Source organism: Streptomyces sp. NPDC006326 (assembly GCF_040612915.1).
GTDB lineage: Bacteria > Actinomycetota > Actinomycetes > Streptomycetales > Streptomycetaceae > Streptomyces.
In genome coordinates, this window is record NZ_JBEXRC010000008.1 from 52,640 (window position 1) to 66,920 (window position 14,281).

Sequence of the window (14,281 nt, forward strand, 5' to 3'; positions counted from 1 at the left end):
AGGGGAGGTATCAGGCGAGTCCGGCGACTAGGTCGGCGACGGACTTGCGGCGTCCGGTGAAGAAGGGCACCTCTTCACGGACGTGCATGCGGGCCTCGGAGGCGCGCAGGTGACGCATCAGGTCGACGATGCGGTAGAGCTCGTCGGCCTCGAAGGCGAGGAGCCACTCGTAGTCGCCCAGCGAGAAGGAGGCGACCGTGTTGGCGCGCACGTCGGGGTAGCCGCGGGCCATCTTGCCGTGGTCGGCGAGCATGCGGCGGCGGTCCTCGTCGGGTAGCAGGTACCAGTCGTACGAGCGCACGAAGGGGTACACGCTGACGTAGTCGCGGGCGACCTCGTCGGCCAGGAAGGCCGGGATGTGCGACTTGTTGAACTCGGCGGGGCGGTGCAGGGCCATGTTCGACCACACCGGCTCCAGCGCGCGGCCCAGCCGGGTGCGGCGGAACAGGTTGTACGCGGTCTGCAGCTCGTCCGCGGTCTCCGCGTGCCACCAGATCATGACGTCGGCGTCGGCGCGCAGGCCGGAGACGTCGTAGGTGCCTCGGACGGTGATGTCCTTGGCGGCCAGCTGGTCGAACAGCTCCTGGACCTCGTCGGCGTAACCGGCGCGGTCCTCGGGCAGTACGTCCTTCAGCTTGAAGACGGACCACAGGGTGTAGCGGATGACCTCGTTGAGGTCCTTCGCCTTCTTCCCCGCGTTGGGAATCTTCTCCGGTGCAGTCATGTGCCTATTGTCCCGTGTGCGGATCAGTGGTCTGCGCCAGGGGTGCCCCCCGTGAGGACAACGTGGCGATCACCACGTCCGCGGCCTTGCCCGCGCTCGCGATGCAGGCCGGGATGCCCACACCGTCGTAGAGGGCGCCGCACACCGCGAGTCCGGGCAGCGCGGCGACGGCGTCGCGGATCCGGGCCACCCGGGCGAGGTGCCCGACCGGGTACTGGGGCAGGCCGCCGTCCCAGCGGGTCACGGTGGAGGCGACGGGCCGGGCCGTCAGGCCGACGGCCTCGCCCAGGTCGCGCAGCGAGACCTCCACCAGCTCGGAGTCCTCCCGGGCGAGGTCGCCCTCGTCGCCGTGGCGGCCCACGGAGGTGCGCAGCAGGAAGAGCTCGGGATCGGCACCGGCCCAGGCCCACTTGTTGCTGGAGAAGGTGGAGGCCTTGATGGTCCGCCCGTCGACGGGCGGTACGAGGAACCCGCTCGCGCCGCCCCCGGTGATCGGGGCCGGCAGCTCGGAGCGCCGGAACGCCATCGTGACCAGGGCCATCGAGGCGTACTCCACGGCGCGCAGCTCGGCGGCCGCGGCCGGGGCGAGGTCGCCGAGCAGCCGGGCGGCCGGTCCGGCCGGGACGGCCACGACGACGGCGTCGGCGTCCACGGTCTCCACGGCCTGCGCGCCCTCCGCGCCGGCGAGGACCCGCCAGCCGCCGTCCGTGCGCAGGACCTCGCGCACGGCGGTCCCGGTGCTGATCCGCGCCCCGGCGGCCCGGCAGGCCTCGGCCACGGCCTGCGGGAGCCGGCCGATGCCGCCGTCGATGCCGGAGAAGACGGGACCGGACTGCGCGGGCTGCGCCGCCGCCCGGCGCTGCAGTTCCCGTACGCCCTCACCCAGCGAGGCGTGCGTACGGGCGGCCTCGAAGAGCTGGGGCACGGCGGCGCGCATGGAGATGCGGTAGGCGTTGCCCGCGTAGACCCCGCCGAGCAGGGGTTCCACCAGGCGGTCGACGACCTCGTGGCCGAGCCGGGCGGCGATGTACTCGCCGACGGCGACGTCCTCGCCGACCGTGGCGGGCGGCAGCGTGCGTTCCGCCTCGATCCGGGCCAGGCCCTCGGCGGAGAGCACCCCGGACGCGGCGAGCGGGCCCAGGTCGCCGGGGACCCCCATGACGTGGCCGCGCGGCATGGGCCGCAGGGCGCCACGGGTCCACAGGTGGGCGGTGGCGGTGGCGGGGGGCTGCAGGGCTTCGCCGAGGCCCACGGCCCGGGCCAGTTCCAGGGCTTCGGGGCGGCGGGCGAGCACGGATTCGGCGCCCAGGTCGACGGGGAGGCCCGCGAGTTCACCGGCGTGCAGCTTGCCGCCGAGGCGGGGGCCGGCCTCCAGCAGCGTCACGCGCAGGCCCTCGGCGAGGAGCCGGTGGGCTGCCGCGAGCCCGGCGATGCCGCCGCCGATGACGACGACGTGGCCGGCCGACGGCCGCCGGGCCGCAGCGTCCGTACGCATGTCCGCTTCGTGCATGGACACATCGTCTCAGACCGATCTCCGGCCGATCACCGAGGCCGGACCGTGACCGCATCGGGACCTGCTCGGGACCGCGGGGGCGCAACCCGCGGCAGGAGTCCGTACGTCGAACCGGCACATACGCCGATCCCGGGGGGACGCATGCACCACACAGCGCACGGACACGGTCCGCACCACCTGCGCGGAGCGGCCGCCCTGGCCGCCCTCTGCCTGGCGGGCGCGCTCGCCCTGACCGGTTGCGGGGCCGGGGACGGGGAGGCCGGGCCGTCCCCGGCCAAGGATTCCCGGGCCGCCGCCGGCCCCGCGCAGGGCAAGCCGGGGGCCGAGGCGGCGGCGGGGCCGGGCGCGGGCGCCGCCGCTCCCTCGGCCGCCGATGCCGCCGGGAATCCGCAGCAGCCGCCCGCCGTCCGCCCGCACGTCATCCGTACGGCCACCCTCGCGATCGAGACGGCCGACGCGCCGAAGGCCCTGGCCGCGGCCCGCACGGCTGCCGAAGGCGCCGGCGGCTACGTGGGCAACGAGTCCACCCGGCGCGGCAAGGACGGTCTGATGACCTCGACGGTGACCCTGCGGGTGCCCGGCGAGCGCTTCGACGCGGTGCTCGGCGCCCTGGAGGGCAGCGGCAGGCTGCTCAGCCGCAAGGTCGAGGCGCAGGACGTGACGGAGAAGGTGGCCGACGTCGACAGCCGGCTCAGGTCGCAGCAGGCGAGCGTGGCACGGGTGCGGGACATGATGGAGAAGGCTTCGGCCCTCGCCGACGTGGTCATGCTGGAGAACGAGCTGAGCAAGCGCCAGTCGGACCTGGAGTCCCTGCTGGCGCAGCAGACGGCGCTGAAGGACCGGACCTCGCTGGGCACGATCACGGTGGAGGTCACCGAACCCGCGGCCGCACCGCGGGCGGAGAAGGACGCCCCGCCGTCGGTCTCGGACGCACTGCGCGGCGGCTGGAACGTCTTGGCGACGCTCCTGCGCTACCTGGTGCTGGCGCTCGCCGCCGCGGCGCCGTTCGCGGTGGCGGCGGCGCTGGCGGCCCTGGCGTGGCGGGGCCTGCGGCGGCTGCGCCCGGCCCGGCCGGAGACGGACCCGACGGAATCGGAGCACGTTCCGGACTGAACACCCATGGCCCCGTAGCGTGTTCCCCAGGAGACGGTGGTGACGGCGGCGGTGGAGGACGGTGCGGGTGATGGCGGCGACGGAACGACTGGTGGTGGTGGGCGGTGACGCGGCGGGGATGTCCGCCGCGTCACAGGCCCGGCGGCTGAAGGACCCCGCGGAGCTGGAGATCGTCGCCTTCGAGCGGGGCCACTTCACCTCGTACTCCGCGTGCGGGATCCCGTACTGGATCGGCGGCCGGGTCACCGAGCGGGACGACCTGATCGCACGGACCCCCGAGGAGCACCGCGCCCGGCACATCGACCTGCGCACCCGCACGGAGGTGGTGGAGCTCGACCTCGACGGGAGCCGGGTCCGGTCGCGCGACCTGGATTCGGGGGCCGAGTCCTGGACGGGCTACGACAAGCTCGTGCTGGCCACCGGCGCCCGCCCGGTGCGTCCCCGGCTGCCCGGGATCGGTGCGCACGGGGTGCACGGCGTGCAGACGCTGGACGACGGCCAGCGCCTGATGGACACCCTGGAGCGCACCGAGGGCCGCAGGGCGGTCGTCGTCGGGGCGGGCTACATCGGGGTGGAGATGGCGGAGGCCCTGGTCGGGCGGGGGTACGAGGTCACGGTCCTGCACCGCGGCGAGCAGCCGATGGCCACCCTGGACCCCGACATGGGCCGCCTGGTGCACACCGCGATGAACCGCATGGGCATCCGCACGGTCTCCCGCGCCGAGGTGACGAAGATCCTCACGGACGAGGAGGGCCGGGTCCGGGCGGTGGCGACCGAGTCGGGCGAGGAGTACCCGGCGGACGTGGTGGTCCTCGGCATCGGCGTGGAGCCCCGCACTGCGCTGGCCCGGGCGGCGGGCCTGCCGCTCGGGGAGTCGGGCGGGGTGCTCACCGACCTGTCGATGCGGGTCCGCGGGTACGAGAACATCTGGTCGGGCGGCGACTGCGTGGAGGTGCTGGACCTCATCTCGGGCCGGATGCGCCACATCCCCCTGGGCACGCACGCGAACAAGCACGGCCAGGTCATCGGCGCGGGGGTGGGCGGCGGCTACGCGACCTTCCCGGGGGTGGTCGGGACGGCGGTGAGCAAGGTCTGCGACCTGGAGATCGCCCGGACCGGGCTGCGGGAGAAGGACGCGCTCGCCGCGGGACTGCGCTTCGTGACGGCGACGATCGGCTCGACGACGACGGCGGGGTACTACCCCACGGCCGCGGACATGGCCGTGAAGATGCTGGCGGAGCGTCGTACGGGCCGGCTGCTGGGGGTCCAGATCGTCGGCGGTGCGGGCTCCGCGAAGCGCGTGGACATCGCGGCGGTCGCCCTGACGGCGGGCATGACGGTGGAACAGGTGGTCAGCCTGGACCTGGGCTACGCCCCGCCGTTCTCCCCGGTCTGGGACCCCGTCCTGGTGGCCGCGCGCAAGGCGGTGGCGGCGGTCCGCACGGCCGGGTCCTGACGACGGCCCGGGCCGGGGGCCGTCGTCAAGAGCCGGTGGCCAAGGCCCGCTAGCGGGCCGTCTGCGTGTGGACGAGGTCCACGAGGCGGGTCAGGGCGTCCGGGTTCGTCGTGGGCAGGACGCCGTGGCCCAGGTTGAAGACGTGGCCCTCCAGGGAGGCGGCGGCGTCCAGGACCTCGCGGGTCTTGGCCTCGATCGCCTCCGGCGTGGAGAAGAGCACCGCCGGGTCCAGGTTGCCCTGGAGCGCCTTGCCGGGGCCGACCCGGCGCGCCGCCTCGTCCAGCGGGATGCGCCAGTCGACGCCGACGACGTCCGCGCCCGCCTCGCCCATCAGGCCCAGCAGCTCGCCCGTGCCCACGCCGAAGTGGATGCGCGGGACGCCGTACGAGGCGACCGACTCGAAGACCTTCGCCGAGGCCGGCATGACCGAGCGGCGGTAGTCGGCCGGGGCCAGTGCCCCGACCCACGAGTCGAAGAGCTGCACCGCCGAGGCGCCCGCCTCGATCTGGACCTTCAGGAAGGCCGAGGTGATCTCGGCGAGGCGGTCCAGCAGGTCGGCCCACAGCTGCGGGTCGCCGTACATGAGGGCCTTGGTGTGCTCGTGGTTGCGCGACGGTCCGCCCTCGACCAGGTAGCTCGCGAGGGTGAAAGGTGCACCTGCGAAACCGATCAACGGCGTGGAGCCCAGTTCACCCGTGAGCATGCCGATGGCCTCGGTGACGTACGAGACGTCCTCGGGGGTCAGGTCGCGCAGCTGTGCGAGGTCCTCGCGGCGGCGGATCGGCTGGGCGACGACCGGGCCGATGCCCGGCTTGATGTCCAGGTCGATGCCGATGGCCTTGAGCGGGACGACGATGTCGGAGAAGAAGATCGCCGCGTCCACCTTGTGGCGCCGCACGGGCTGCAGCGTGATCTCGGTGACCAGGTCGGGCCGCATGCACGACTCCAGCATCTGGGTCCCCTCGCGCACCTTGCGGTACTCGGGGAGGGAGCGCCCGGCCTGCCGCATGAACCACACCGGCGTGTGCGGCACCGGTTCCCGGCGGCACGCCTTCAGGAAGGCGGAATCGTACGTCTGACTCGGCTGGCCCGTGGGGCGGTCGTTGGCGCTCACGCCGCAAATCTTCGCACGTATGAAGAAGTGCCCGACCCGGCGCGGGTGTCCCTGCGCCGCAGGGGCGCTCGTTCCGCCTAGTCTTCCCCGCATGGCTGCGGCTCAGGGACGATTTTCAGATGGCGCCGAGGGTACGGACAGCGCGAAGGAGAGCTCCGTCCCGCTCCCGTTCCGGCGGGCGGTCGACGGCTTGAAGAAGGCGCGGCTGCGGCCGGGCATCGAGATCGACCCGACGAGACCGCCCCAGCGGCTGGCGCCGTACGCCTACGCCCTGGAGGCCGCGGTCGTGGACGGGGAGGACGACCTGGCCGACGGCCGGTTGATCCTGCTCCACGACCCGGCCGGGCACGAGGCCTGGCACGGGACCTTCCGGCTGGTGACCCTCGTACGGGCGGAACTGGAGCCGGAGATGGCCGCGGACCCGCTGCTCCCGGAGGTGTGCTGGTCCTGGCTGACCGGGGCGCTGGAGGCGCGCGGGCTCGGGTACGGGGAGGCGGGCGGGACCGTGACCATGGCGAGCTCGCACTCCTTCGGGGGGCTCGCGGAGCGGCGGCCGGCCACGCAGATCGAGATCAGGGCCTCGTGGACCCCGCGCGAGGGGGTGGGCGGGGTGCCGGACACCCCGGCGCACCTGTCGGCGTGGTGCGAGCTGCTGTGCCAGATCGCGGGGCTGCCGCCGGTCGGGCCGACGGACTCGGGCACGGGCGTCGTCTCGCTGCCGCAGCGTCGCGGTCCGCACCACCCCTAGGCAGGCCTGCGCGCGGCGGCGGCTGCGGGCGACACGGGGCGGCCGGCCCGGGCGGGGCTAGAACGGCCGATCGAGTGAGGGTGACGAGAGGTCAGATCCGGGCGCGCGGTGCGGGCTTCTGATCACCTGATGATCGATCACCCGTCCGAATTGCCCGAATTGTTACTCACCAAATCGTGATCATTCCCTAAAGCCGGGCGGGTGACGTGCCGAAGGAGTCAGTGACCATCCGCACGGTTCGCACCGGCTTCCTTCCCCCAGCCGGCCGTCCCGCCACTCCCCCAGGAGGCCTAGGTGTCCGTTCTCCTTGAGCAGCCCGCAAGCCTGGTCGCCTACCGCCCGAACAAGCCGACGGCCATGGTTGTCGTGGCCGACCCTCGCGTCCGTTCCACCGTGACCCGCCACCTGTGGGCCCTCGGAGTACGTGACGTCATCGAGGCTTCGTCCATCGCGGAGGCCCGCCCCCGCGTCGGCAACCCGCGCGACATCTGCGTGGCCGACGTACACCTGCCCGACGGTTCCGGTCTCACCCTGCTCTCCGAGACCCGCGCCGCGGGCTGGCCGAACGGCCTGGCCCTGTCCGCCGCCGACGACATCGGCGCCGTGCGCAACGCCCTCGCGGGCGGGGTGAAGGGCTACGTCGTCACCGGTACGCGGACCAACATCGGGCTCCCCACCCGGCCCGGCGCCGCCCCCATCGGCGCTGCCGCCGCCCGCATGCACCGCCGCCCCCCGGGTGCCCCGAGCCACCCGGGCGGCTACCGCGAGCTCTCCGGCCGCGAGGTCGAGGTCCTGCGCCTCGTCGCCGAGGGCCAGTCCAACAAGGCCATCGGCGTCTCGATGGGCCTGTCCGCCCTGACCGTCAAGTCCCACCTCGCCCGGATCGCCCGCAAGCTGGGCACCGGGGACCGGGCCGGGATGGTCGCCGTCGCCCTGCGGACCGGGATCATCCACTGACCCTGCCCGGCAGCCGCCGGGCGGGCGAGGACCGGAGCAGTTCCGGAGCCGTCCGCACGTCCCCTGCGCGCCCGTCGACGGAACGTTCCGGCGACGGGCGCGGGGTGTTTCCCGGGGAGGGGTGGCTCCGGGGCAGGGAAGTCCCGGTGAGAGGGCCGCCCCGACGGCCTGCCCTCAGCCCCGTTCGTAGGCCTCCTGGGCCTCGACGACCTGGCTGAGCAGGATCTCGGCCCGGGCCCGGGTGTCGCTGCCCTCGGGAACGTCCCACTTCAGGGCGGGGAGCACGTCGGCCAGGTTCGCGAGGTCGTCGCGGTCCATGCGGGCGATGGACTGTGCCACGCGTTCGATGTCGAGTGTCATGGTGATCACGGGCTTTCGGGAGTACAGCTCCATTGTGCGATGCGGCGCGCGTGATGCGTGGGGCCGAAGCCCGCGGAACGTGGGCGGGATGCCCCGGTTTCCGGCCCGGAGAGCACATACAGGACACCCGTTGGCGCGATCGCCGCGCTGCGTCCGGGCGTGCTGAGGAGCGTTTTCGCAGGTCAGGCCCTCCGTTGCACGAAGGCGCAGGTCAGGCGGTCGCGTGGGCGGATACCCTTGAGCGGTGACCGACGCCCAAGAGACCGCAGCAGACCTGCGCACCACCACCGGGGGCGGCCCCCCGGACGACGTCGAGAAGGCGCCGATTCCCTTGCTGGAACCCCGCGAGGGGATCCCCCCGGTGGTCGCCGACGAGGAGGCCCTCGCCCGGGTGGTCGCGGCCTTCGCCGCGGGGACCGGCCCCGTGGCCGTCGATGCCGAGCGCGCCTCGGGGTACCGCTACGGCCAGCGCGCCTACCTGGTGCAGCTGCGCCGTGAAGGCGCGGGCTCCGCGCTGATCGACCCGGTGGGCTGCCCCGACCTCTCCGCCCTGGGCGAGGCCCTGTCCGGCACCGAGTGGATCCTGCACGCCGCCACCCAGGACCTGCCGTGCCTGCGCGAAATAGGCATGGTGCCCACCTCCCTGTTCGACACCGAGCTGGCCGGCCGCCTCGCCGGCTTCCCGCGGGTCGGACTGGGCGCGATGGTCGAGAGCGTGCTCGGCTACGCCCTGGAGAAGGGCCACTCGGCGGTCGACTGGTCGACCCGCCCGCTGCCCGAGCCGTGGCTGCGCTATGCCGCGCTCGACGTGGAGCTCCTGGTGGACCTGCGCGACGCGCTGGAGAAGGAGCTGGAGCGGCAGGGCAAGCTGGAATGGGCCCGGCAGGAGTTCGACGCCATCGCGGCCGCCCCGCCCGCCCCGCCCCGCAAGGACCCCTGGCGCCGTACCTCCGGCATGCACAAGGTGCGCCGCCGCCGGCAGATGGCGGTCGTACGGGAGCTGTGGGAGTCGCGGGACCGGATCGCGCAGCGCCGTGACGTGTCGCCCGGCAAGGTGCTGGGGGACGCGGCGATCGTCGAGGCCGCGCTCGCGCTGCCGGCGAACGTGCACGCGCTGTCGGCCCTGCCCGGCTACGGCCAGCGGATGGGGCGGCGCCAGCTGGACCAGTGGATGGCCGCGGTGGACCGGGCGAAGGCGCTGCCCGAGAACCAGCTGCCGCAGCCGGGGGCCACTCCGGCGGGGCCGCCGCCGCCGCGCTCGTGGGCCGACAAGGACCCGGCCGCCGCGGCCCGGCTGTCCGCGGCGCGCGCCGCGGTCTCGGCGCTGGCCGAGGGGCTGAACCTGCCCCAGGAGAACCTGATCACCCCGGACACCGTGCGCCGGCTGTGCTGGGAGCCGCCGCAGCGGCTGGAGGAGGACGCGGTGGCCCAGGCCCTGGCCGGCTACGGCGCCCGCCCCTGGCAGGTCGAACAGGTGGCGGCCGCGCTGACCGCGGCCCTCAGGACCACCGCCTGACCCTGCCGCACCCCGTGAAGCCCCCGGCCGCCCGGCCGGGGGCTTCTGCGCGCCCGGAGCCGGGGCGCGGTCGAGGGCCGGCAGGCTCCCGCCGGAGGCAGCGGACCCGGCGCGGACCCGCGTGGCAGTGTGACCTTCGCCGCTCCCGCCGTGAGGGGTGTCCACATGGGTTACTCGCAAGTAGCATGGGCCGGGTGAGCGCCCGCTCAGTGAGCGGCGTCCACGCGCAGCAGTGCCATCCCGCACCTGGAGGAGAGCCAACGTGCCTCGTACCGTCAGGGACGTCGTCTTCGTCGACGGCGTCCGCACCCCGTTCGGCAAGGCGGGCCCGAAGGGCATCTACCACGAGACCCGCGCCGACGACCTCGTCGTGAAGGCGATCCGGGAGCTGCTGCGCCGCAACCCGGACCTGGACCCCAAGAAGATCGACGAGGTCGCCATCGCAGCGACCACGCAGATCGGCGACCAGGGTCTGACGCTGGGCCGCACGGCCGGCATCCTCGCGGGCCTCCCCCAGTCCGTCCCGGGCTACTCGATCGACCGCATGTGCGCCGGCGCGCTGACCGCCGTCACCGCCGTCGCCGGCGGTGTGGCCTTCGGTGCGTACGACGTCGCCCTCGCCGGCGGTGTCGAGCACATGGGGCGCCACCCCATGGGCGAGGGCGTAGACCCGAACCCGCGCTTCGTCTCCGAGAAGCTGGTCGACGAGTCCGCCCTCTTCATGGGCATGACCGCCGAGAACCTGCACGACCGGTACCCGACGATCACCAAGCTCCGCGCCGACGAGTACGCCGTGCGCTCGCAGGAGAAGGCCGCCAAGGCGTACGCCGACGGCAAGATCCAGCAGGACCTGGTCCCGATCTCGGTGCGCAACACCAACGAGGCGGCGGGTGAGACGGGCTGGGGCCTGGTCACCTCCGACGAGCCGATGCGCCCGGGCACCACGCTGGAGAACCTGGCGAACCTGAAGACCCCGTTCCGTACGCACGGCCGGGTCACCGCGGGCAACGCCGCCGGTCTCAACGACGGCGCCACCGCCGCGATCATCGCGTCCGAGGACTTCGCCCGGGAGAACAACCTCCCGGTCAAGATGCGCCTCGTCTCCTACGCCTTCGCCGGCGTGGAGCCGGAGGTCATGGGCTACGGCCCGATCCCGGCCACCGAGAAGGCCCTCGCCCAGGCGGGCCTGTCCATCGAGGACATCGGCCTGTTCGAGATCAACGAGGCCTTCGCGGTCCAGGTGCTCGCCTTCCTGGAGCACTACGGCATCGCCGACGACGACGCCCGCGTGAACCAGTACGGCGGCGCCATCGCCTTCGGCCACCCGCTCGCCTCCTCCGGCGTCCGCCTGATGACGCAGCTGGCCCGCCAGTTCGAGGAGCAGCCGCACGTCCGCTACGGCCTGACCACCATGTGCGTCGGCTTCGGCATGGGCGCCACGGTCATCTGGGAGAACCCGCACTTCACCTCCGAGGGAGACGCCAAGTGAGCACCACCACTGAGCTCCTCAAGGGCGCGGCCGAGCTGTTCCCGGACGAGGTCGTGACCTCGGCGCACGTGCGCCACCTGGACCTGCCCTTCGGCGCCGGGCGCTTCGCGCTCATCACGCTGGACAACGGCTTCGACCACACCAAGCCGACGACCTTCGGCCCGCAGTCCCTCGCCAACCTGAACGCGGCGATCGACCAGGTCGAGCAGGAGGCCCTGGCCGGCTCCATCGTCGGTGCGGGCATCACCGGCAAGCCGTTCATCTTCGCGGTCGGCGCCGACCTCAAGGGTGTCGAGCTGCTGAAGAAGCACGACGAGGCGCTCGCCATCGGCAAGGGCGGCCACGACGTCTTCAAGCGCCTTTCCGCGCTGGCGGTCCCGACCTTCGCCTACTACAACGGCGCGGCGATGGGCGGCGGTGTCGAGGTCGGTCTGCACTGCACCTACCGCACCGTCTCGAAGGCCATCCCGGCCTTCTCGCTCCCCGAGGTCTTCCTCGGCCTGGTTCCCGGCTGGGGCGGCTGCGCCATCCTGCCGAACCTGATCGGCGCCGAGCGCGCGGTCTCGGTGATCATCGAGAACTCGCTCAACCAGAACAAGCAGCTGCGCGGCAAGCAGGTCTTCGACCTGGGCATCGCGGACGCGCTGTTCGAGGGCGCGGACTTCCTGGAGCAGTCGCTCCTGTGGACCGCGAACGTCCTGAACGGCACGACCGAGGTCGTCCGCGCCGAGATCGACCGCGGCGAGGCCTGGGACGCGGCCGTCGCCAAGGGCCGTTTCATCGCGGACTCCAAGGTGCACGGCGCCGCTCCGGCCGCCTACCGGGCGCTGGACATCATCGCCGCGGCCAAGGACGGCGACCTGCAGGCCGGCTTCGACGCCGAGGACACGGCCCTGGCCGACCTCATCATGGGCGGCGAGCTGCGCTCGGGCATCTACGCCTTCAACCTGGTCCAGAAGCGCGCCAAGCGCCCGGCCGGTGCCCCGGACAAGTCCCTGGCCCGTCCGGTCACCAAGGTCGGCGTGGTCGGCGCGGGTCTGATGGCCTCGCAGCTGGCGCTGCTGTTCCTGCGCCGCCTGGAGGTGCCGGTGGTCCTCACCGACATCGACCAGGAGCGCGTGGACAAGGGTGTGGGCTACGTCCACGCCGAGATCCAGAAGCTGCTCGGCAAGGGCCGCATCAACCAGGACAAGGCCAACCGCCTGACCGCCCTGGTGACGGGTGTGCTCGACAAGGCCGAGGGCTTCGCGGACGCGGACTTCATCATCGAGGCCGTGTTCGAGGAGATGTCCGTCAAGCAGAAGGTGTTCGCGGAGGTCGAGGCGGTCGCCCCGGCGCACGCGATCCTCGCCACCAACACCTCCTCGCTTTCGGTGTCGGAGATGGCCTCCAAGCTTCAGCACCCGGAGCGCGTGGTCGGCTTCCACTTCTTCAACCCGGTCGCGATCCTCCCGCTGCTGGAGATCGTCCGCGGTGAGCAGACCGACGACGCCTCCCTGGCCACGGCCTTCGGTGTCGCCAAGAAGCTGAAGAAGACCGCGGTCCTCACCAAGGACGCCCCGGCGTTCGTCGTGAACCGCATCCTGACCCGCTTCATGGGCGAGATCCAGAACGTCATCGACGAGGGCACCCCGGTCGAGACCGCGGAGAAGGCCATCGAGCCGCTCGGTCTGCCGATGTCCCCGCTGGTGCTGCTGGAGCTCGTCGGCCCGGCGATCGGCCTGCACGTCTCCGAGACCCTGAACCGCGCCTTCCCGGAGCGCTTCACGGTGTCCCCGAACCTCGCGGCCGTCGTCAAGGCGGGCAAGCGCGGCTTCTACGTCTACGACTCCGGCAAGCCGGAGCTGGACCCCGAGGTCGCCGCCCTCCTGGTGCAGGGCGACTCGGTCCTGACCGAGGAGCAGGTGCGGATGCGCGTCCTCGACGCGGTGGCGCAGGAGATCGGCCTGATGCTGGAGGAGGGTGTCGTGGCCGAGGCCCAGGACATCGACCTCTGCCTCATCACGGGCGCCGGCTGGCCCTTCCACCTGGGCGGCATCACGCCGTACCTGGACCGCGAGGGCGTCTCGGAGCGGGTGAACGGCAAGAAGTTCCTCGCCCCGGGTGTGGCGAGCGTCCCCGCCTAGTCGCGGTGCGCCGCGGAAGCCCGTCCCTTCGGGGGCGGGCTTCCGCCGTTCCGGGGGCGGCCGCGGGACAGCCCGTCCGAGCTGGCAGAATACGGGTCATGGCGGATGGGAAGAGACCTTTCAGCCGCCGGACCCTGCTGTTCGCGGGCGGCGCGGTGGCCGCCGGGCTCACCACCACCGGCGGTCTGACCTGGGCCCTGCGGCCGGGTCCCGGCGAGCAGGACGGCCCTCGCGAGCCGGAGAGCACCCAGCCGGTGGCCGGCGACTTCGACATGCGGACCGGCGCACGGCTGCTGGCCCCGACCCCGCTCTTCAATACGACGGGCCCGCAGTCCTTCGCGTTCGACGACACGAACGGGCAGGTCTACACGCTGCAGACGGTGCAGGACGGTATCCGCCTCGACGACGAGGAAGAGCCGGCGGGTGGGGGCGACCGCAAGGGTGCCGGCGATATGTGCCTGACCCGGCTGAGCAGTTCCGGTGAAACGCTCGGGCATATGTATCTGCGCGGTTTCGGGCACGGCATTTCCTTCGGCGTGGAGCCGACCGGCCAGCGCACGTACATATGGGTGGAGGGGAACGCGGACACCGAGAGCGGCTACGGCCGCTCGGTGGTCCGGGTGCCCTTCAAGGACGGCTCGGTCCTGGACAGTTCCGACCCCTCGGTGCGGCATTTCGAGCCGCTCCCCGGCGCCTCGGCCGTATCCCCCGCCCTCGACCTGGCCGGTGAACGGGTGCTGGTGAGCCACGAGGAGGAGGGCCTGCACCGGTTCGCCGTATACGGGATGCAGGATTTCCTGGACGAGCGCTTCGTCGCCGCGCAGGTCGTCAAGGCCGGCGTACAGGTCAAGGAGCAGGAGTGGTTCCAGGGGTGCGCCCTGTACGGGGACTACGTCTACGTGCTGACCGGCGGCCCGTATACCGGTAACAAGGGGGACAATCCGCCGAAGTCCGGTGGAAACACCCATGTCACTGTGATCGACGTGCGCACCGGGGAGGCGCAGGGGCGCCACCGTGTGACGATCGCCCCGGATCTGCCCTTCCGGGAGCCGGAGGGAATCGCGGTCAGACGGGCCGGGTCACGGGCTGCTTTGTGCGTCGGATTTTCCGTGAAGGCGAAGGACCGGCGCGAGCTGGCGCTGTATCAGTACACCTCCTGAGGGCT

Annotated in this window: 12 protein-coding genes; 8 read left to right on the forward strand and 4 right to left on the reverse strand. The window is 72.7% G+C overall.

Going from position 1 to position 14,281, the window contains the following annotated elements:
* Positions 1 to 10: 10 nt before the first annotated feature.
* The gene (gene hemQ / locus ABZ128_RS08895) at positions 11 to 724 is read right to left on the reverse strand and encodes a hydrogen peroxide-dependent heme synthase (RefSeq protein ID WP_356847003.1); all 714 of its coding nucleotides are present in this window, start codon (positions 722 to 724) and stop codon (positions 11 to 13) included.
* Positions 725 to 728: 4 nt separating this feature from the next.
* Positions 729 to 2,234, reverse strand: coding sequence for a protoporphyrinogen oxidase (gene hemG, locus ABZ128_RS08900; RefSeq protein ID WP_356847005.1), 1,506 nt, complete (start codon positions 2,232 to 2,234; stop codon positions 729 to 731).
* A 144-nt stretch (positions 2,235 to 2,378) separates the two neighbouring features.
* Here hemG and ABZ128_RS08905 point away from each other — a divergent pair, with 144 nt between their 5' ends.
* Both ABZ128_RS08905 and ABZ128_RS08910 read left to right on the forward strand, forming a co-directional pair.
* A complete protein-coding gene (locus ABZ128_RS08905) occupies positions 2,379 to 3,350 on the forward strand; it encodes a DUF4349 domain-containing protein (RefSeq protein ID WP_356847006.1) in 972 nt (323 codons plus the stop codon).
* A gap of 70 nt (positions 3,351 to 3,420) precedes the next feature.
* A complete protein-coding gene (locus ABZ128_RS08910; RefSeq protein ID WP_356847007.1) occupies positions 3,421 to 4,806 on the forward strand; it encodes an FAD-dependent oxidoreductase in 1,386 nt (461 codons plus the stop codon).
* Positions 4,807 to 4,855: 49 nt separating this feature from the next.
* Here ABZ128_RS08910 and hemE read toward each other — a convergent pair whose 3' ends face one another.
* The gene (hemE, locus tag ABZ128_RS08915; protein WP_356847008.1) at positions 4,856 to 5,920 is read right to left on the reverse strand and encodes a uroporphyrinogen decarboxylase; all 1,065 of its coding nucleotides are present in this window, start codon (positions 5,918 to 5,920) and stop codon (positions 4,856 to 4,858) included.
* 91 nt (positions 5,921 to 6,011) lie between these two features.
* On the opposite strand from hemE, the gene ABZ128_RS08920 reads away from it, so the two are divergent.
* Positions 6,012 to 6,668, forward strand: a complete 657-nt coding sequence (locus ABZ128_RS08920; RefSeq protein WP_356847009.1) for a DUF3000 domain-containing protein — start codon at positions 6,012 to 6,014, stop codon at positions 6,666 to 6,668.
* Between the two features lie 294 nt (positions 6,669 to 6,962).
* Entirely contained in the window at positions 6,963 to 7,625 is a 663-nt protein-coding gene (locus ABZ128_RS08925; RefSeq protein WP_356847010.1) for a response regulator transcription factor, read from the forward strand.
* Between the two features lie 174 nt (positions 7,626 to 7,799).
* Here ABZ128_RS08925 and ABZ128_RS08930 read toward each other — a convergent pair whose 3' ends face one another.
* Positions 7,800 to 7,994: a hypothetical protein gene (locus tag ABZ128_RS08930; protein WP_356847012.1), complete on the reverse strand. Its 195-nt coding sequence runs from the start codon at positions 7,992 to 7,994 to the stop codon at positions 7,800 to 7,802.
* 235 nt (positions 7,995 to 8,229) lie between these two features.
* Here ABZ128_RS08930 and ABZ128_RS08935 point away from each other — a divergent pair, with 235 nt between their 5' ends.
* The 4 genes from ABZ128_RS08935 (at position 8,230) to ABZ128_RS08950 (ending at position 14,276) form a co-directional block, all read left to right on the forward strand.
* Positions 8,230 to 9,501, forward strand: coding sequence for a ribonuclease D (locus tag ABZ128_RS08935; RefSeq protein ID WP_356847013.1), 1,272 nt, complete (start codon positions 8,230 to 8,232; stop codon positions 9,499 to 9,501).
* Positions 9,502 to 9,763: 262 nt separating this feature from the next.
* On the forward strand, positions 9,764 to 10,990 hold the full coding sequence (locus ABZ128_RS08940; protein WP_356847014.1) for an acetyl-CoA C-acyltransferase: 1,227 nt from the start codon (positions 9,764 to 9,766) through the stop codon (positions 10,988 to 10,990).
* Complete coding sequence (locus tag ABZ128_RS08945) at positions 10,987 to 13,116, forward strand: 3-hydroxyacyl-CoA dehydrogenase NAD-binding domain-containing protein (RefSeq protein WP_356847016.1); 2,130 nt, start codon at positions 10,987 to 10,989, stop codon at positions 13,114 to 13,116. Before ABZ128_RS08940 ends, ABZ128_RS08945 begins: the two co-directional genes overlap by 4 nt.
* Before the next feature lie 98 nt (positions 13,117 to 13,214).
* A complete protein-coding gene (locus tag ABZ128_RS08950) occupies positions 13,215 to 14,276 on the forward strand; it encodes a signaling protein (protein ID WP_356847017.1) in 1,062 nt (353 codons plus the stop codon).
* Positions 14,277 to 14,281 lie beyond the last annotated feature (5 nt).

What these genes read in the sequence shown, in the direction of transcription:
- hemG (WP_356847005.1), bottom strand. Translation starts at nt 2,234, where the DNA reads ATGCACGAAGCGGACATGCGTACGGACGCTGCGGCCCGGCGGCCGTCG.
- ABZ128_RS08920 (WP_356847009.1), top strand. Translation starts at nt 6,012, where the DNA reads ATGGCTGCGGCTCAGGGACGATTTTCAGATGGCGCCGAGGGTACGGAC.
- hemQ (WP_356847003.1), bottom strand. Translation starts at nt 724, where the DNA reads ATGACTGCACCGGAGAAGATTCCCAACGCGGGGAAGAAGGCGAAGGAC.
- ABZ128_RS08905 (WP_356847006.1), top strand. Translation starts at nt 2,379, where the DNA reads ATGCACCACACAGCGCACGGACACGGTCCGCACCACCTGCGCGGAGCG.
- ABZ128_RS08910 (WP_356847007.1), top strand. Translation starts at nt 3,421, where the DNA reads ATGGCGGCGACGGAACGACTGGTGGTGGTGGGCGGTGACGCGGCGGGG.
- ABZ128_RS08950 (WP_356847017.1), top strand. Translation starts at nt 13,215, where the DNA reads ATGGCGGATGGGAAGAGACCTTTCAGCCGCCGGACCCTGCTGTTCGCG.